The 17665-nt window shown below is 66.4% G+C and carries 12 protein-coding genes and 1 pseudogene; 5 read left to right on the forward strand and 8 right to left on the reverse strand.

The genetic code is table 11. The features are described from left to right. The first annotated feature begins 39 nt into the window (after positions 1 to 39). Complete coding sequence (locus ACZ9CK_RS09425; RefSeq protein ID WP_476049820.1) at positions 40 to 699, forward strand: acVLRF1 family peptidyl-tRNA hydrolase; 660 nt, start codon at positions 40 to 42, stop codon at positions 697 to 699. 119 nt (positions 700 to 818) lie between these two features. Continuing rightward, the gene (locus ACZ9CK_RS09430; RefSeq protein ID WP_476049821.1) at positions 819 to 3113 is read left to right on the forward strand and encodes a WD40/YVTN/BNR-like repeat-containing protein; all 2295 of its coding nucleotides are present in this window, start codon (positions 819 to 821) and stop codon (positions 3111 to 3113) included. Positions 3114 to 3138: 25 nt separating this feature from the next. Here the strand turns inward: ACZ9CK_RS09430 and ACZ9CK_RS09435 are convergent, their stop codons facing one another. The 4 genes from ACZ9CK_RS09435 to hisS form a co-directional block, all read right to left on the reverse strand. Further along, complete coding sequence (locus tag ACZ9CK_RS09435) at positions 3139 to 3906, reverse strand: GNAT family N-acetyltransferase (RefSeq protein WP_476050884.1); 768 nt, start codon at positions 3904 to 3906, stop codon at positions 3139 to 3141. A gap of 88 nt (positions 3907 to 3994) precedes the next feature. After that, positions 3995 to 5776 (reverse strand): aspartate--tRNA ligase, encoded by a 1782-nt coding sequence (gene aspS, locus ACZ9CK_RS09440; protein WP_476049822.1) that lies wholly within the window; start codon positions 5774 to 5776, stop codon positions 3995 to 3997. A 91-nt stretch (positions 5777 to 5867) separates the two neighbouring features. Further along, positions 5868 to 7142 (reverse strand): APC family permease, encoded by a 1275-nt coding sequence (locus tag ACZ9CK_RS09445; protein ID WP_476049823.1) that lies wholly within the window; start codon positions 7140 to 7142, stop codon positions 5868 to 5870. Between the two features lie 16 nt (positions 7143 to 7158). Then, entirely contained in the window at positions 7159 to 8502 is a 1344-nt protein-coding gene (hisS, locus tag ACZ9CK_RS09450; RefSeq protein WP_476049824.1) for a histidine--tRNA ligase, read from the reverse strand. 206 nt (positions 8503 to 8708) lie between these two features. On the opposite strand from hisS, the gene ACZ9CK_RS09455 reads away from it, so the two are divergent. From ACZ9CK_RS09455 to ACZ9CK_RS09465, 3 genes are all read left to right on the forward strand, one after another. Beyond that, positions 8709 to 9506 (forward strand): peptidylprolyl isomerase, encoded by a 798-nt coding sequence (locus ACZ9CK_RS09455; protein ID WP_426297842.1) that lies wholly within the window; start codon positions 8709 to 8711, stop codon positions 9504 to 9506. A 64-nt stretch (positions 9507 to 9570) separates the two neighbouring features. Then, positions 9571 to 11022 carry a DUF349 domain-containing protein gene (locus tag ACZ9CK_RS09460; protein ID WP_476049825.1) on the forward strand — a complete coding sequence of 484 codons (1452 nt, stop codon included), beginning with the start codon at positions 9571 to 9573 and terminating at the stop codon, positions 11020 to 11022. 109 nt (positions 11023 to 11131) lie between these two features. After that, positions 11132 to 11731 carry a hypothetical protein gene (locus tag ACZ9CK_RS09465; protein ID WP_476049826.1) on the forward strand — a complete coding sequence of 200 codons (600 nt, stop codon included), beginning with the start codon at positions 11132 to 11134 and terminating at the stop codon, positions 11729 to 11731. A 16-nt stretch (positions 11732 to 11747) separates the two neighbouring features. Here ACZ9CK_RS09465 and ACZ9CK_RS09470 read toward each other — a convergent pair whose 3' ends face one another. The 4 genes and pseudogenes from ACZ9CK_RS09470 to yajC form a co-directional block, all read right to left on the reverse strand. Then, positions 11748 to 14141, reverse strand: coding sequence for a RelA/SpoT family protein (locus ACZ9CK_RS09470; protein WP_426297848.1), 2394 nt, complete (start codon positions 14139 to 14141; stop codon positions 11748 to 11750). A 141-nt stretch (positions 14142 to 14282) separates the two neighbouring features. Beyond that, the gene (gene secF / locus ACZ9CK_RS09475; RefSeq protein WP_426297850.1) at positions 14283 to 15296 is read right to left on the reverse strand and encodes a protein translocase subunit SecF; all 1014 of its coding nucleotides are present in this window, start codon (positions 15294 to 15296) and stop codon (positions 14283 to 14285) included. Beyond that, positions 15296 to 17069, reverse strand: a pseudogene (secD, locus tag ACZ9CK_RS09480) (protein translocase subunit SecD). Before secD ends, secF begins: the two are co-directional and overlap by 1 nt. A gap of 107 nt (positions 17070 to 17176) precedes the next feature. Beyond that, positions 17177 to 17563, reverse strand: coding sequence for a preprotein translocase subunit YajC (gene yajC, locus ACZ9CK_RS09485; RefSeq protein WP_476049827.1), 387 nt, complete (start codon positions 17561 to 17563; stop codon positions 17177 to 17179). Positions 17564 to 17665 lie beyond the last annotated feature (102 nt).

Consider the following 17665-nt stretch of genomic DNA (forward strand, 5'->3'; position numbering starts at 1 on the left):
ACTAGGCTACTCATGGATTCCGGCGAAGGAGGCATCGCGATGGACAGCGCCCGATCGAAGGCGGCACCCTCCCGGACCGCGATCGTTCCCGCGGCAAGGCTCGCCGGCTGGGTGGAGCGTTTCGCCGCCAGCCACGGCAATGTCCAGGAAGAACCGGACGCGGGCGGACTGCTGCTTCGGGCGTCCGACGGCGCCACCGCCCTGTTGCAGGCGCCCTGGCCCGACGACGGGCGGCCCGGTCGCGGGGCGGACGGCGTGCAGCGGCTGATCTCCCTTGCCTCCCAGGAGCGGAAGATCGGCCTGGTCCTGGTGCGGCGCGGCGGGTTCGCGGTGGGCGTCGCAAGCGGAGGGAAGCTTCTGTCGTCCAAGACCGGCAGCCGATATGTACAGTCCCGTTCCTCGGCCGGGGGCAGTTCCCAGCAACGCTTTGCCCGGCGCCGGGAGAACCAGGCACAAGCGCTCATATCCGCTGCGGCCGCACATACTGCCAGTGTTTTCGCGGGCCATGCCGTGGAATACCTCCTGCCCGGCGGGGATGCTGCCCTCGCCTCCGCCGTACTTGCTGATCCGGTGCTGCGCGGCCATGGACAACGGAGCCGACTGCCCTTCATGTCGGTGCCGGACCCCAATGCCGCGGTGCTCAAGCAGGCGGCACGCGATGCTTGCTCCCTCCGGATCCTGGTGACCGACCCTGCGTAGCGGCAATTCCGTGGAGTTATCCACAAGCGGGCCGCTCCCCCGCGCGAACCATGCGTCCTGCTGCCTAGACTCCTGAGAATCCGGGGGCCGGAGGTCCCCACGGATTTTCGGGGGAACACATGAAGACCACGCGACGCCTTGTTACCGCGGCGGCCGTCCTTGCCCTAGCCCTCTCGGGCTGCACCGGCGGCGGGATCTTCCAGCAGGACCGTTTGGAGTTCAACACCACTGGCATGGACTCGGAGGCGGCGAAGAGACCTTTCGTGCGGATTGAGGTCACTGATCTCGTCAATGACGGGGCGGAAGTGCTGCTGAGCGCCTCCGGCAGCGATGCCGGCGGCCACCGGACGTTCGTGGGCCATTCGCCGGATGGGGGCAAGACCTGGGAGGAAGCACGCTTCAACGGCAGGCACCCGGATTTCGCGCCGTACAGGATGCTCAGAAGCGGCGGTCAGTGGTTTGCGCTGGCCATGGAAAACAACCGTCTCATGCCTTACCTGAGCCAGGATGGCAGGAACTTCACCAGTACGGGACCGGGTATTACCTTCGACAACCGTTTCGACGGGGCGGAAGCCCTCTGGTCCAACAACGCCTGGACCGTGGTCACGAAGCGGGACAAGGGCTTCCTCATCCACCGCCGCGGTGATGACGGAGGGTGGAAAGCAGCTGCGGCAAAGGGCATCCCCGCCGACCCGGGCCTCCACCTTTTTGCCTTCGCTGGCAATGGCACCACAACCATTTTGGCCGGCCAGCAGGAGGAATCAGCCTCCAACGTGGTCCGGGCCGCGGCCTATTCGTCGAACGACGGCGGGCTGAATTGGAAGAACATCAGTCCTGACAGTTTCAAGGTAGCGCCGGGGAACAGCGGTTTCCGCGACGTGCATTGGGACGGGAAGGCGTTCCGCTTTGTCGGCTTCGGCTATTCGCCCAGCTTCTACTACGGCTACCGGTCCAGTGAGGGCCAGAAGACGGCGAACGGGCTCAACGCCAGCTGGACTCCCGGCGGCAAATGGAGCCTCGCGATCGACTCCTCCTGGGCGGACGGCAAGGAAGATTTCCCTTCGATCCATGAACTGACCGGCACTCCGGTCAAGCAGCTGCTGCTCACCGAGACCGGTTCCGGCATATTGGCCGATTACCGGCTCTACGAACGCAGTCCCACGCCGGACTGGAAAGCACTGCATCTTCCTGCGGCAGCCAAAGACCAGTACAACTATCTCAGGGATGCGGCAGTGCTCCCCGACGGCGTTTTGTTGGCCAGCAGCGTATCCGAGAACGGCAGCACCCGGCCACGGCTAGTCCTCCTTGACAGCAAGGGAAACGCGGAGGACCGCACTCCGGAAATCCCGGCGGTTGTACCCGACGGGCCCGCTGTGTCGCAGTTCGTCGCGGACGGCGAAAAGGTCCTCGCCCTCGGATCAAACGGCAGGGAAACCAGCCTCTGGACAGGGGACGACGGAAAGACCTTTAAGGATCGGACCCGCCTCACCTTGGAACCCCGCCAATCGCTGACCGCATTCCGCAGCAATCCATTCGGCGACGTCGCTTTCGGCGCTGAAGATGCGTGGAACAGCACCAAGGGCCTGGTGTGGACCCGCACGCCGGGTGGTTCTTGGCAGAGCTACAGCGGTGACCTTTTTGGTTCACGAACCTTGCGGGGCGGCACCCCTGTGACTGCGGCGACGGCAACATCACGCGGCTTCCTGGCGTCCGGTACCCGGACTGAGGAGGACCGTTCCGTTACGAGTGCGGGCCTCGCGATTTCCACGGACGGCCGGAACTGGAAACGCATCGACGTGCGCTCCTTCGCCGGAAAGCCTGACAACGACCGCGCCATCTACGCCCTCGCTGAAACCCCCGGCAAGGCACTGCTCGCCGGTGGCTTCATGGAAAAGGACATCAAGAACGCGCCGGTGGTCTGGCGTTCCACGGACGCGAAGGCATGGACCCCGGTGGCATTGGCCAAGGTGAAGGACTACATGGATTCAGAGGTCCTCGCCCTCGCAGCCGGCCCGAAGGCGACCGTGGCACTGGTCTACGCGGAGCAGGAAGGCAAGGGAAGCCGCTACGTCCTCTACAAGAGCGTAGACCAAGGCAAGACCTGGGCGTCTGGCACCGAACTGACCGAAGCCCTCGGCGAGGCCAGTTACGGCTCGATCCACCTGCTGCGCGACGGCGACGGCTTCGCGGTCGTTGGAACGACCGGGACTACACAGGACCGCAAGCCTTTCCTCTACACAAGCCCGGACGGCAAGGCCTTCGAGACAAAGGACCTCAGGCACGACGCGCTCACCGGCGAAAACCTGGACATCAACGCGGCCGTGATCCACAACGGCAAGCTCCTCCTCAGCGGCTTCGCCGGGGAGGCAGGAAACCGCAAGCAATTCGCCCTCACCGTGGACGTGCCGCGTTGATCGCCTGCTGTCAGCAACCGCGGAGTCAGCAACCGCTCGGAGTGCGCTGAAGCGGTGCTTGACGGTACAGGTACCGCCCATGCTCAACGAATCCCGCCCCGGCGTACAAGGCCTGCGCCGCGGCGTTGCCGGCAGTCACCATGAGCCAGAAGTTCACTGCGCCGCGATCGATGCCGGCAGACAGGAGGGCGTCAAGGATGCTCCGGGCGAACCCCTGGCGGCGGTGTTCCCGCTCGGTCCCCATGCAGTAAAGCCCGCCCCAACCCGCCGTACCCGTCGGCAGGGCGAGGCGCCCGACGGCGGCCGGCACGCCGTCGTCGTCCCTCAGCAGGGCGTAAAACGAGGGACAGCCGGCGAGGATCCCACGCGCTATCTCCCGTTCCGCGTCTCCGCCGCGGCCGTCCACCGACCACCAGAGGCTCAGCCAGTCATCGGAGGGCGTGGTGGAGATTTCGACACCGTCCACGGTCCCGGAAGGGATTCCTTCCGATCCGCGGGTCATGATGAGGGTTTCCGATTGCCGGGTGAAGCGTCCGGCATCGAGCAGGGCGTTCAGCTCCGCGGTCCGCGGATCGTCGAACACCTGGAAGATCAGCGGCAGCCGCCGGCGGCGGTACCAGAGCGTCGCGGCGCTCAGGGAGGCGGGATCGGCGGCCGTGCCGCGCGGCCACACCGAATTTGCGCGCTGGGTCACCCCGCCCGCGGCGCGCATCACCCAGCCGGAGAGTTCTTCCCGGTCAGGAGCGGGCCAGGCCCTGTCCATGAGTTCTTCGATCAGCCCGGCTTCCGCCACAGTCACGTCCTGCGCCAACTGGCCCTCCCGCTGAAAGCCAAAGCTCCCCGGCCCGCAGGACGCGGAGCGGGGAGCCTTGGGATGTTCGTTATTCCGACTTGGGTGCCGGCTTGGCTTCGGGCTTGAAGTCCACGCCGGCTTCCTTGCGCTGCTGGGCCGTGATGGGCGCAGGCGCGGCGGTCAGCGGATCGAAGCCGCCGCCCGACTTCGGGAACGCGATGACGTCGCGGATCGAGTCCACGCCCGCCAGCAGCGAGACCACGCGGTCCCAGCCAAGGGCCATGCCGCCGTGCGGGGGCGCACCGTACTTGAAGCCCTCCAGCAGGAAGCCGAACTTCTCCTGTGCTTCTTCGTGGCTGATGCCCATGACCTTGAAGACGCGTTCCTGGACGTCGCTCTGGTGGATACGGATCGATCCGCCGCCGATCTCGTTGCCGTTGCACACGATGTCGTAGGCGTACGCCAACGCCGCTTCGGGGTTCTGGTCGAAGGTGTCCAGGAACTCCGGTTTCGGCGAGGTGAAGGCGTGGTGAACGGCCGTCCAAGCTGAGTAACCCAAGGCAACATCACCGGACGCCGTGGCCTGGGCTGCAGACTCGAACATCGGTGCGTCGACAATCCACACGAAGGCCCAGTCCTTGGGATCGATCAGGCCGGTGCGGTGGCCGATCTCCACGCGTGCCGCGCCGAGCAGGGCACGCGACGGGGACGTTTCGCCGGCTGCGAAGAAGATGCAGTCGCCGGGCTTGGCGCCAACGGCGTCGGCCAGGCCGGCGCGCTCGGTGTCGGTCAGGTTCTTCGCCACCGGGCCGGCAAGCTCACCGTCTTCCTTATACAGGACGTAGGCCAGGCCCTTCGCGCCGCGCTGCTTGGCCCATTCCTGCCAGGCGTCCAGGGTGCGGCGCGGCTGCGAGGCGCCGCCGGGCATGACGACGGCACCGACATAGGGCGCCTTGAAGACGCCGAAGTTGGTGTCCTTGAAGAATTCGGTCAGCTCCGTCAGTTCGAGGCCGAAGCGCAGGTCCGGCTTGTCGGAACCGTACTTGGCCATCGCCTCGAGGTAGGTCATGCGGCGGATCGGAGTGGGGACCTCGACGTCGATAAGCTGCCACAGCACCTTGATCAGGGCTTCGCCGAGTTCGATGATGTCGTCCTGCTCAACGAAGCTCGCCTCGATGTCCAGCTGGGTGAATTCCGGCTGGCGGTCAGCACGGAAGTCCTCGTCGCGGTAGCAGCGGGCGATCTGGTAGTACTTCTCGAAACCGCCCACCTGCAGCAGCTGCTTGAAAAGCTGCGGGGACTGCGGCAGTGCGTACCAGGAACCCGGCGCCAGACGGGCGGGGACCACGAAGTCGCGGGCGCCTTCCGGCGTCGAACGCGTCAGGGTGGGGGTTTCGATCTCCACGTAACCCTGCTGGTGCAGCAGTTCGCGGGCAACACGGTTCGCTTCCGAACGCAGGCGCAGGTTGCGGGCGGGGCCCGGCCGGCGCAGGTCCAGGTAGCGGTGCTTGAGGCGGGCCTCCTCGCCGACCTCGACGTGCTCGTCGATCTGGAAGGGCAGCGGGTCCGAGGTGTTGAGGATCACGACTTTTTCGGCGATGACCTCGATCTCGCCGGTGGCCAGGGCCGGGTTCTCGTTGCCTTCGGGGCGCTTGTTCACCGTGCCGATGACCTGCAGCACGTACTCGTTGCGGAGCCCGTGGAAGATCTCTTCCTCGCGGACAACCACCTGGGCGACACCGGAAGCGTCACGCAGGTCGACGAAGGCCACACCACCGTGGTCACGGCGGCGGCCCACCCAGCCTGCCAGGGTAACGGTCTGTCCAATGTGCTCGGAACGCAGCGATCCGAGGTCATGTGTGCGCAGCACAGCATTCCTTTCAGCATGAATTTTGGCCGATCGTGGCGAAACGATCCCGTCTGAGTTTACCCGCCCGGATGCGGGACATCCGCCACCGGGCTCAGGACCGGGCGGCAGCCAGGCGCAGCCGCACGAGCCGGTACACAATCCCGACCGCGAATACCGCCACCCCGGCAAGGAGGGACGACGGCGGAAGGGTCGCCACGAGCAACAGGCACGCCAGCGCGCCCAGCACCTGGAGGGCCTTCGGATAGCGCCGCTGCTCCGCCTTTTGCGTGAAGGCGGCAAGGTTCGCCACCAGATAATAGAGCAGGACCCCGAAAGAGGAGAACCCAATCGCCCCGCGCAGGTCCGCCACCGCGATCACCAGGCAGACGACGACGGCGAGGGCCACCTCTGCCCGGTGCGGAACCTTGAAGCGCGGGTGCACGGCGCTGAGCCAGCCGGGCAGTTCGGCGTCCCGTGCCATGGCCAGGGTTGTCCGGCCGATGCCGGCGATCAGTGCCAGCAACGCACCCAGGGCCGCGAGTGCAGCCGCGATGGACACGAAGGGAACAAGCCAGGTCCAGGGACCGGCGGCCACGGCGGCAGCCAGGGGCGTGGCAGTGCCGGCTACTCCCCCGGGTCCGAGCGCGGCAAGGATGCCCGTGGCGACCGCTGCATAGACCAGCACCGTGATGCCGAGCGAAGCGGTTATCGCCCGGGGAATGGTGCGCTCCGGCCGGATGACTTCCTCGCCCATCGTCGCGATCCGGGCGTAGCCGGCGAAAGCGAAGAACAGCAGGCCCGCCGACTGCAGGATCCCGTACCAGCCTCCGGCGAGCAGTCCGCCGTCGAACATCCTGCCAAAACCCGCGCCGGATGCCGCGCCGGCAAAGCACGCGGTCACGAGCAGCAACAGCACCAGAAGCACTGCGGCCACGATGATCCGTGCGAGCCGGGCGGTCCGGGTGACGCCGCGGTAGTTGACCGCGGCCAGGCCCAGCACCGCGGCTATGGCAAGGGGCCGTTCCCAGCCTGCAGGTGCGAGATACGCGGCGAAGGTGAGGGCCATGGCTGCGCTGCTCGCCGTCTTGCCGATCACGAAGCCCCACCCGGCCAGGAAGCCGGGCCACTCCCCCAGTTGCTTCCGGCCGTACAAGTAGGTGCCGCCGGAGGACGGGTAGGCGGCGGCAAGCTGGGCCGACGAGGTGGCATTGCAATACGCAACGAAGGCTGCGATCAACAGACCGAGGAGCAGGCCGGCGCCCGCGGATCGGGCGGCCGGGGTGAAGGCGGCGAACACGCCGGCACCGATCATCGACCCCAGCCCGATCGTCACGGCGTCGGCGGTGCCGAGGCGCCGGGCGAGCGTACCGCCGGCGTTGCTTGCCATCGCCGCTGCCCCGTCGTCAGGCGGTGGTGATGCGGACGTTGAGGTCCTCGGCCGGCGGCGACCAGCTGGCCGGGTCCGCGTCGGTCTGTTCGCCGCTGCGGATGTCCTTGACCTGGTGCTTGCCGTCGTCGTCGGTGAACCAGACGAAGGGGATGCCGCGGCGGTCCGCGAACTTGATCTGCTTGCCGAACTTCTCGGCCTTGGCGGCGACCTCGGTGGAAATCCCGCGCGCCCGCAGCTGCGCGGCAACATCCTGGGCGCCCGCCCAGCTGTCGTCGTTGTTCAACGCCACCAGCACGGCGGTCGGGACCGAACGGGACGCCGTCGCGAATTCCTGGCTGAGGATCCGGGACACCAGCCGCGTTACGCCGATGGACAGGCCGACGCCCGGGAACGTGCGGTTGCCCTTGCGGGCGAGGGCGTCGTAGCGGCCGCCGGAGCAGATGGAGCCCAGCTGCTCGTGGCCGACCAGCACGGTCTCGACGACGGTGCCGGTGTAGTAGTCCAGGCCGCGGGCGATGCTGAGGTCCGCGAGCACCTTGCCCGGAGCGCGCTGCACGGCGGCCTCAATGACCTGTTCGAGTTCGCTGAGGCCTTCCTCGAGCAGCTCGTGGCTTACGCCGAGGGCACGGACCTGTTCCACGAACGAGGTGTCTTCGGTGCGGATCTTCGCAAGGCTGAGGGCGAGTCGGGCCTGTTCGTCGCTGGCGCCGAGTTCGCTCTTGAGGAGTTCGGCGACCTTCTCTGCGCCGATCTTCTCGAGCTTGTCGATGCTGCGCAGCACCCCGGCGGTGTCTTCGAGGCCGATGCCCAGGTAGAAGCCCTCGGCCAGTTTGCGGTTGTTGACCCGCAGACGGAAGTCCGGGATCGGCAGGACATTCAGGGCTTCGGCAATCACCAGCGCGATCTCGACGTCATAGCGGAAGGGCAGTTCGCCGTCGCCGACGATGTCGATGTCCGCCTGGGTGAACTCGCGGGCGCGGCCTTCCTGCGGGCGTTCACCGCGCCAGACCTTCTGGATCTGGTAGCGGCGGAACGGGAAGGTCAGGTAACCGGCGTTCTCGACGACGTAGCGGGCGAACGGCACCGTCAGGTCGAAGTGCAGCGCAAGGGAGTGGTGGTCGCCCTTGGCGGCCCTCGATTCCTCTTCGTCCTCCTGGAGGCGGCTGAGCCCGTAGACCTCTTTATCGATCTCGCCCTTGCGCAGCAGCTGGCCGACCGTTTCGACGGCACGGGTCTCAATGGACGAAAAGCCGTGGAGTTCGAAGACGCGGCGCAGGGTGTCGAGCACGTGCAGCTCCACCAACCGCTCCTGGGGAAGCCACTCGGGGAATCCGGACAGGGAGGCGGTACGTGCCATGGTGGAATTTTCTCCTCAAAGGTTGCGCGCAGCGGGACGGACCGGGACCGGCGCCGAATCGGCAGCCGTGTCCTGCCTGCGTCCAGTCAGTCATGCATAAACTATGTGCGGCAGCCAGTTTATGCTTCCCGGTGCCCGCACATCCAATGCGGCGGGCCCGGGCGGGCCGCCGTGAATGGAAGCTGTCCAGACAAGCAGGAGGACTCTTGGCAACAAGGCCGCGCGAGACCCGTGAAGCCAAACGGCGCATCCGGCAGATGGAGGCCAAGCGCGAGCTGCGGCAAGAGCAAGGCAAACGCCGCCGCCTTGACAACATTGTCGCGGCCGCCGGCGGTGCCGCCTTCCTGGCTGCCGCCGTCGTCCTCCAGCTCACCGTGTTCAACTCCAATCCGACGGAAGCCGAATACGCCGCAGCGCAGGCCGGGCTGAAGTCGCCGACGGCAAGCCCATCGCCGTCGAACGGACCGGACATCCCCAAGCCGGAAACGGCGGCCGGCAAGACCTTCACCGGCGAACTCAAGCTCAACGGCGCCACCGTAGGTGTTTCGCTGGACGGCAAAAAGGCCCCGCAGGCCGCCGCCGTCTTCAAGTCCCTGGCCGACTCCGGCTATTACAAGGGCCTGTTCTGCCCGCGGGTCACCACCGGCAGCAGCTTCGCGGTACTGCAATGCGGCGGCACCAAGCCCACGGACACCGGTGACGACAGCGGCTACCGCTGGGGCCCCCTGGAAAACACCCCGGCGGACAACAAATACCCGGCCGGCACCATCGCCGTGGCACGCAGCGGTGACAACGCGTACGGGAACGGGCACCAGTTCTTCATCGTCTACAAAGACACCGTCATTCCGGCGGACGGCGCTGGCGGCTACACGATCGTGGGCAAGGTGACCAGCGGACTGGACGCCGTGGCGAAGATCGCCAAGGCGGGGGTCAAGGCCGGCGGATCCGGGACAGACGGCGCCCCTGTGGCAACAGTCACGATAGACTCGTTTTCCCTGAAGTAAACAGCCGGGCCACGCCGCGCGGCGCGTTACCTTAGTAATCCCTCCAAGCGAAAGACTTTTAGCGGTGACACACAGTCAGCAATCCGACGAAACTGCAGTAACGGCCAACGAAGCAGAGCAGCTCCCCGCCACGGAAACGCCAGCGCCCGAAGCCTCCGAGGCTCCGCGTCCGGCCGCCCCCTCCCCGGCGGCGTTTGCAGCCCGCCCGAAGGCCGCGCCGAGCGTCATCCCCGCGGCACCCGCTCCCGCGCCGTCCGCCGTTTCGCTGGCAGAGGCTTCCAAGTGGGGCCGTGCCGAGGAGGACGGCCACGTCTTCCTGACCATCGACGGCGTGGAACAGCCGGTGGGCCAGTACCCCGGAGTGAGCCGCGAAGAGGCCCTGGGCTACTTCGCGCGGAAGTTCGAGGACATCCTGGCACAGGTCGTGCTGCTGGAACACCGCGTCGAATCCAAGGCCCCGGCCACGGACATGCAGAAGACCGTGAACCACCTGCGCGAGCAGCTTGCCGAACGCAACATGGTGGGCGACATCCGCTCCGCAGAGGCGCGGCTCGACACCCTGACTGCGCAGATCGCCGAGCTCGAACAGTCCGAGAAGGCGGCGCACGAGGCCGCCCGCACGGCTGAACTCGCCGCCCGCGAAGCCATCGTCGCGGAAGCGGAGGCCATTTCCGGCCAGGACCCGGCCCAGGTGCAGTGGAAGACGTCCAGCGCCCGCATGAATGAGCTTTTCGAAAGCTGGAAGACGGCCCAGAAGAACGGCATCCGCCTCGGCCGCAGCAACGAAGATGCCCTGTGGAAGCGGTTCCGTGCAGCCCGCACCGTGTTCGACCGCCACCGTCGCGCCTACTTCTCCCAGCTGGACAGCACCAACTCCGCAGCCAAGGTGGCCAAGGAGAAGCTGATAGCAGAGGCCGAGGCGCTGTCCGATTCGACTGACTGGGGCTACACCGCAGGCGAATACCGCCGCCTGATGGACCAGTGGAAAGCCACTCCGCGCGCCAGCCGGAAGGACGACGACGCCCTCTGGCTCCGCTTCCGCGCCGCCCAGGACGTCTTCTTCAGCAAGCGCCAGGCCGCCAATGAGGAAATCGACCAGCAGTACGCGGCGAACCTCGTGGTCAAGGAAGAACTGATCGCCGAGGCACAGGCCCTGCTGCCGATCTCCGACCTGGCCGCGGCCAAGAAGGCCCTGCAGTCCATCCGTGATCGCTGGGACGAGGCCGGCAAGGTTCCGCGCGCAGACATGGGCCGCATCGAAGCGGGCCTCCGCAAGGTGGAAGACGCCGTGCGCGACGCTGAGGACGACAAGTGGCGCCGAAGCAACCCGGAGACCAAGGCACGCACCAACAGCGCCCTGGCCCAGCTTGAAGCCGCCATTGCCGGATTGCAGGAAGATCTGGCCAAGGCTGAGAAGTCCGGGGACGCCCGCGGCATCAAGGAAGCCCGCGAAGCGCTTGAGGCCCGCCAAGCCTGGCTCGACCAGATCCAGCGCTCGGCCAGCGACCTCGGCTAAGGCCCCGAACCGCCTGATCACCGTACCGCTTCGACAGGCCCGGTTCCGGTTATCCACATAACCGGAACCGGGCCTGTACGCGTTAAGCCCGCCGGGCCATGATGGCTCAATGAGCGCGCCAACGCCGACGGATCCGGGACCCCAGTTCCAGGAACTGTACTTCCCCAACGATGTGTTCAGTCACGCCGAGCTGCAGTCCATGGCGTTCGACGGCGTCCTGCAGCCGCTGTACGGCGAGAGCTTCACGGCACCCGGCGTCAGTGCGACGCCGCGGCTACGGGCCCGGGCGGCCGGCCTGGTGGTGCCGGAGAACATCCGGCGGAAGGTGGTTGCCGGGCGCATGACGGCAGCCTGGATCTTCGGCTGCGGAACCGTCCCCGAGCGCCTCTCGCTGCTGGTGGATGCCAAGCACCGGGTCTCCAGCCTCCGTTCAACGCGCGGCTGTATCCTGCACGAAGTCCGGCTCGGGCCCATGGATGTGGTCAGCATCGGCGGCCTCCTGGTCACCAGCCCGCTGCGCACCGCCGTCGATGTTGCACTCCATGTCGAGGCCGAGCGCGCCGTCCCCGCGCTGCAGGCGCTGCTGGACAAGACTGAACTGGGAATCCGTTTGCGCCTGCTCGTCCTCGCCGTAGAGGCCACTCCAAGGGTGCCGCACAAGAAGGCCGCCCTGGCAAAGCTGGCCCTGCTGTCGACATGTGCGGCATGAGCGCCGCCGCGCGGTCCTAGCTGCGGCGCCGGTTGCCTGTGGTCCGGTAGACGTCGAAGACGCCGTCGATCCTGCGGACCGCGCTGAGGACGTGGTGGAGGTACTTCGGGTCGCCCATTTCGAAGGCGAAACGGGAAATCGCCACGCGGTCGCTCGAGGTATGCACGGATGCGGCCAGGATGTTGACGTGGTTGTCCGAGAGTACGCGGGTCACATCGGACAGCAGCGACTTCCTGTCGAGTGCTTCCACCTGGATTTCCACGAGGAACACGCTGGACTGGGTCGGCGCCCACTCCACTTCCACGATCCGGTCCGGCTCGTCCCTGAGCCCGGCCACGTTGGTACAGTCGGTGCGGTGCACGGAGACGCCCGAGCCACGGGTCACGAAGCCAAGAATGGGATCGGGCGGCACCGGCGTACAACAGCGTGCCAGCTTCACCCAGACGTCGCCCACGCCGCGGACGATGACGCCGGAATCCGAATAGCGGGCCTTGGCAACCTGGGTGGGGACGCTGACTTCGTCCAGTTCCTCATCCGGCGATTCCTGCCCGCCAAGGTGCTCCATGAGCTTTTCCATGACGGACTGGGCCGAGGTGTGGCCGTCACCCACTCCGGCGTACAGGCCGGAGATGTCCACGTAATGGAAGTCCTCAGCCACGGTGGACAAGGCGTCATGGGTCATGAGCCGCTGCAGCGGCAGGTTCTGCTTCCGCATCGCGCGGGTGAGGAGGTCCTTGCCGCGTTCAATCGCTTCCTCGCGGCGTTCCTTGCTGAACCACTGGCGGATCTTATTGCGCGCACGGGCGCTCTTGACGAAATGCTGCCAGTCCTGGCTGGGGCCAGCCCCTTCGGCCTTGGAGGTGAAGATCTCCACCCAGTCGCCGTGGTTGAGTTCGCTGTTGAGTGGTACAAGCTTGCCGTTCACACGTGCGCCGATGGTCCGGTGGCCCACCTCGGTGTGGACGGCGTAGGCGAAGTCCACGGGAGTCGAGCCCGCCGGGAGCGCCATGACCTCGCCCTTGGGGGTGAACACGAACACTTCGCGGGCGTTGATTTCGAAACGCAGCGAGTCAAGGAACTCGCCCGGGTCGGAGGTTTCCTGCTGCCAGTCAACCAGGGAGCGCAGCCAGCCCATGTCGCCGTCGCGGGGGCTGCCGGGTCCGACGGCGGTCCGGTTGGGCTGGTCTTTGTACTTCCAGTGCGCGGCGACGCCGTATTCGGCGCGGCGGTGCATCTCGTGCGTGCGGATCTGGATTTCCACGGGCTTGCCGCCGGGGCCAATGACCGTCGTGTGCAGCGACTGGTACATGTTGAACTTCGGCATCGCGATGTAGTCCTTGAACCGGCCGGGCAGCGGGTTCCAGCGCGCGTGCAAGGTGCCAAGTGCCGCGTAACAGTCCCGGACGGTGTCGACCAGGACGCGCACGCCCATGAGGTCGTTGATGTCGTCGAAGTCCTTATCGCGGACCACCATCTTCTGGTAGATGGAGTAGTAGTGCTTTGGCCGGCCGGTGATGGTGGCCTTGATTTTCGCCAGGCGCAGGTCGTCGGCAATCTGGTTGCGGATTACGCTGAGGCTCTTCTCGCGTTCCGGGGTACGGTCCCCCACCATGCGGACGATTTCCTCGTACACCTTGGGGTACAGGGCCGCGAAAGACAGGTCCTCGAGCTCCCACTTGATGGTGTTCATGCCGAGGCGGTGGGCCAGCGGCGCGAAGATTTCGAGGGTTTCGCGGGCCTTCCGGGAGGAAGACTCGGCGGAGACGAACCGCCAGGTGCGCGCATTGTGCAGGCGGTCAGCGAGCTTGATCATCAGGACCCGGATGTCCTTGGCCATCGCGACGACCATCTTGCGGACGGTCTCTGACTGGGCGGCGTCGCCGAACTGGACCTTGTCCAGCTTGGTCACGCCGTCCACCAGCATCGCGACTTCCGGTCCGAAATCCCGGGTGAGGTCGCCCAGGGTGTAGGGGGTGTCTTCAACCGTGTCGTGGAGCAGGGCCGCCGCGAGGGTGGTTCCGGTCATGCCGAGCTCGGCCAGGATGGTGGCGACGGCCACCGGGTGGGTGATGTAGGGATCGCCGCTCTTGCGCTTCTGGCCTTGGTGGCTGCGTTCGGCCACCGCGAAGGCCCGCTGGATGAGGTCGAAGTCTTCCTTGGGGTTGTTCGCACGCACGGTCCGCAGGAGGGGTTCGAGGATCGGCGAGTAAGTGGCGACGCCGCGGCCGGTCAGCCGCGCGAGCCGGGACCGCGTTCGTTCGCGCCGGCCGGGGAAGGTCGGACGGATACCGAAGCTGTCCACAGGCACGCCGCCTGCGGTACCTGCCGACAGCGCCGAGGCAGCCCCGGAGGCACGGTCCAAGCCGTTCTCCCCGCCTGCCGGTGGCGCCGACGTCGTACGTTCCTCCACAGATGTCCCCTCACGAACGAATTAATTAACCCAGTCTATTCCTGCCTGGGCATCCATCGGGAACCGCCGGCAACATGACGGAAACGCCAAGGGCCGGCCACCGCGGCATGCGGTGGCCGGCCCTTCAATGAAGCGGAAGGCTCAGGCGGTGGCGGGCTCGCTTTCGGACGCTGATGCGTCCGCACGGCGGGACGCGACCTTCTTGGCCTGCTTGACCAGCTCCGGTTCGTTTTGGCGCAGCCAGGCATACAGCGGCGCGGCGATGAAGATCGTGGCTGCCGTACCGATCAGGATGCCGACGAACAGGGCCAGAGACAGGTCCCGCAGCGTGCCTGCCCCCAGCAGGCCGGCACCGATGAACAGGATCGCGGCAACCGGCAGGACGGCAACCATCATGGTGTTGATTGAACGGACCAGGGTCTGGTTCACCGCGAGGTTCACTTCCCCGGCGAAGGTCCGCCGCGTGGACGTGGTGATGTCCGAGGTGTTTTCGCGGATCTTGTCGAAGACCACCACGGTGTCGTACAGGGAGTAGCTCAGCACCGTGAGGAAACCGATGATCGCCGACGGCGTGACCTCGAAGTCACTGGCCGAGTACACCCCGGCGGTGATGACCATGGTCACCACCATGCCAGCCAGGGCGGAGACGGACATCTTCCAGGTTCGGAAGTACAAGGCCATCAGGACGGCCGCGAGGCCGACGAACACCGCGAGGCCGATCAGTGCCTGCTTGGTGACGTCCTGGCCCCAGGTGGGACCGATGAACGTCGACGTGACCTCGTTGTCCGTGACGCCGTACGCGGAGGTCAGGCCTTCCTTGATCCGCAGGGTTTCGTCGTCGCTGAGCTTGTCGGTCTGGATCCGCATGGTGTTGCCGGCGACGTTGGCCACGCGAGGCACGGCACCGGCAACGACGGCGTGCACGGCTTTCTCGCCGAGCGTCGAGTCGGTGGTCTTCACATTCGAGACGGTGAATTCGGAGCCGCCGCGGAATTCGATGCCGAGGTTGAAACCGCCCTTGACCGCCGGGAGGAAGATGGACACGGCCATCGCGACGACGGCCACCAGGAACCAGATCTTCTTGGCTCCAACGAAGTCATAGGAGCGTTTCCCGGTGTAGAGCTCGTTGCCGAAGCGTGCAAAGCTGCTGGTCATTACTTGCCTTCCTTGGTTCCGCTGGAAGAACGGCTGCCCTTCGAAGATCCGGACAGTTCGCCCTGCTTCTCGGCGAGGCGGCGTTCGGCAATGGTCATGCGGCGCTCGGCTTCGGCGGCCGCGCCGGTGTTGCGCGGGCGCACCACGGCGGGCTTCTCAGTGGGTGTGCGGAGCCGTCCGGCACCCCGGTACAGCGGGACGGCGCCGAGCCGGGCCGGGTCCAGGCCGGAGAAGCGGTGGCCTTCGCCGAAGAACTTCGTGCGGGCCAGCACCTGCAGGGTGGGGTGGGTGAACATGAAGACCACGAGGAGGTCGGCCAGGGCCGTCAGGCCGAGCGTGAACGCGAAGCCGCGGACGTTGCCGACAGCCACGAAGTACAGCACGAGCGCAGCCAGGAGGTTGACCGCCTTCGACGCCAGGACCGTACGCTTGGCGCGCTTCCAGCCGTTCTCGACGGCGGAAACCAGGCCCTTGCCTTCGCGCAGTTCGTCGCGGATACGTTCGAAGTAGACGATGAACGAGTCCGCCGTCTGGCCGATGGCGACGATAAGGCCCGCGACGCCTGCGAGGGAAAGCCGGTAGTTCTCGGTCCAGCCGAGGATCGCGATGGCGAGGTAGGTCAGGCCGCCGGCCACCACGAGCGAGCGCAATGGTAACGAAGCCAAGCGCCCGGTACTGGAAGAGGGAGTACACCACCACGAGCAGGAGGCCGATGATGCCGGCCAGCAGGCCCAGGCGCAGCTGCTCGCCGCCGAGGGTTGCCGAAATCTGCTCTTCGGACTGGATGTCGAAGCTGATGGGCAGGGCACCGTAGCGCAGCTGGTCGGACAGCGCCTTGGCGGTCTGTTCGGTGAAGTTGCCGGTGATCTGCGGGCGGCCGTCGGTGATGACGGCGAGCGAGCGGGGTGCGGAAATGACCTGGTCGTCCAGGACGATCGCGAACTGGGCCTTGGGGTCGTTGCCGCCCTGGGCCTGGGATGCCACGTAGTACTGGTTGAGGCGCTCGGTGACCGACTTGAAGGTCTTGGTTGCGGCCTCGTTGAAGGTGATGTTCACGCCCCAGTCGTTGGTAACGGAACCCTGGGCGCCTTGGACCGGGCTGAAGGTCGAAGACGTGATGTCCTGTCCCTTCACCTCCACCGGGCCGAGGATGTACTTGACGGCCGGGGACTGGGCAGTGGCCGGTTCACACGTGACCAGCGGCTTGGCCGGGTCGGAACGCTCCTGCTTGTCCTGGGACCGGTTGACGCAGTCCAGTGCTTCGAAGGCCTTGTAGACATCGGCCGTGACCCAGTTGTTGTCGCTGGCGTTGGTGGGCTTCGCCGTGGGCTTGGGCAGGTCGGCTTCCTTCGTCCGGGACGCCACGGGAACGGCGGCGCCGTCCCCTGCCGCGATGACCGGGCGGAAGTTCATGTCGGCAGAAGCCTGGATCAGGGCGCGGGTTTCCTTGGAGGGCGTCCCCGGAAGGCTGACCACCACGTTGCGCCCGGACTGGGTGCTGATTTCGGCTTCGGCGACGCCGGAACCGTCCACGCGCTGGCGGATGATCGCCACGGCCTGGTTCAGTTGGTCCTCGTTGATTTCCGATGAGCCTTCCACCTTGGGCGCCAGGATCATCTGGGTGCCGCCCTCGAGGTCCAGTGCGAGCTTCGGAGCCCAACTTGCGTGGCCCGCGATGACGCCGCCGCCAAGGACAGCGGTCAGCGCAGCGAAAATTGCGACAAGCCAGATCAGCACCCTGCGGGCTGGGTTCTTGCGGCCGGTTCGTGCCATGTTCGATCTTCCTGTAGTGACGGAGCTACCGCCGGCCGTCACTTGTAAGCGCCGGCCGACGGCAGGTCATTGCCTTGGGAACGTGTCCGCCCTGAAGAGGCGCAGGACTAGTTGTCCTTCTTGTCCTCACCGTTGAGGCGCTTGATGGACTCTTCCGGGGTCTCCGCGGGATCCACCACGGGACCGGCCTGGGCCTCGTCGAGGGAAGAAGCGTCATCCGGGACCTCGACGGAGGCAGCCTCGGGGGCTTCGATGACCTTGGTCACGGCCTGGCGGTGCACGGTGGCGAGGTTTCCGGGGGACAGTTCGAGGACCACCTTGTTCTCGGCGTCATCCATCGACACGATGCGGCCGAACAGCCCGAAGCTGGTCATGACGTCCACGCCCGGGGCGAACTGCGACTGCAGCTTGGCCTGCTGCTCACGCGTCTTCTTGTTGCGGCGGAACATCATGAAGATGAAGACGCCAAGAAGGACAAACAGCAGAATGTTCATTACATCCACGAGGAAGTTCCATTTCTTTGCATACGTTGTGGTTCACGGCATCGTTCCCCTGGTGGATCCGGCAAGCGGAGAAATCCCCCGACAGGCTGGACA

The organism is Arthrobacter sp. TE26545, assembly GCF_056279005.1.

Bases quoted from the DNA above. Each gene is read 5' to 3' on its own strand.
- ACZ9CK_RS09425 (WP_476049820.1), top strand. From the start codon at position 40: ATGGACAGCGCCCGATCGAAGGCGGCACCCTCCCGGACCGCGATCGTT.
- ACZ9CK_RS09430 (WP_476049821.1), top strand. From the start codon at position 819: ATGAAGACCACGCGACGCCTTGTTACCGCGGCGGCCGTCCTTGCCCTA.
- ACZ9CK_RS09445 (WP_476049823.1), bottom strand. From the start codon at position 7,142: ATGGCAAGCAACGCCGGCGGTACGCTCGCCCGGCGCCTCGGCACCGCC.
- hisS (WP_476049824.1), bottom strand. From the start codon at position 8,502: ATGGCACGTACCGCCTCCCTGTCCGGATTCCCCGAGTGGCTTCCCCAG.
- ACZ9CK_RS09465 (WP_476049826.1), top strand. From the start codon at position 11,132: ATGAGCGCGCCAACGCCGACGGATCCGGGACCCCAGTTCCAGGAACTG.
- secF (WP_426297850.1), bottom strand. From the start codon at position 15,296: ATGACCAGCAGCTTTGCACGCTTCGGCAACGAGCTCTACACCGGGAAA.
- yajC (WP_476049827.1), bottom strand. From the start codon at position 17,563: ATGAACATTCTGCTGTTTGTCCTTCTTGGCGTCTTCATCTTCATGATG.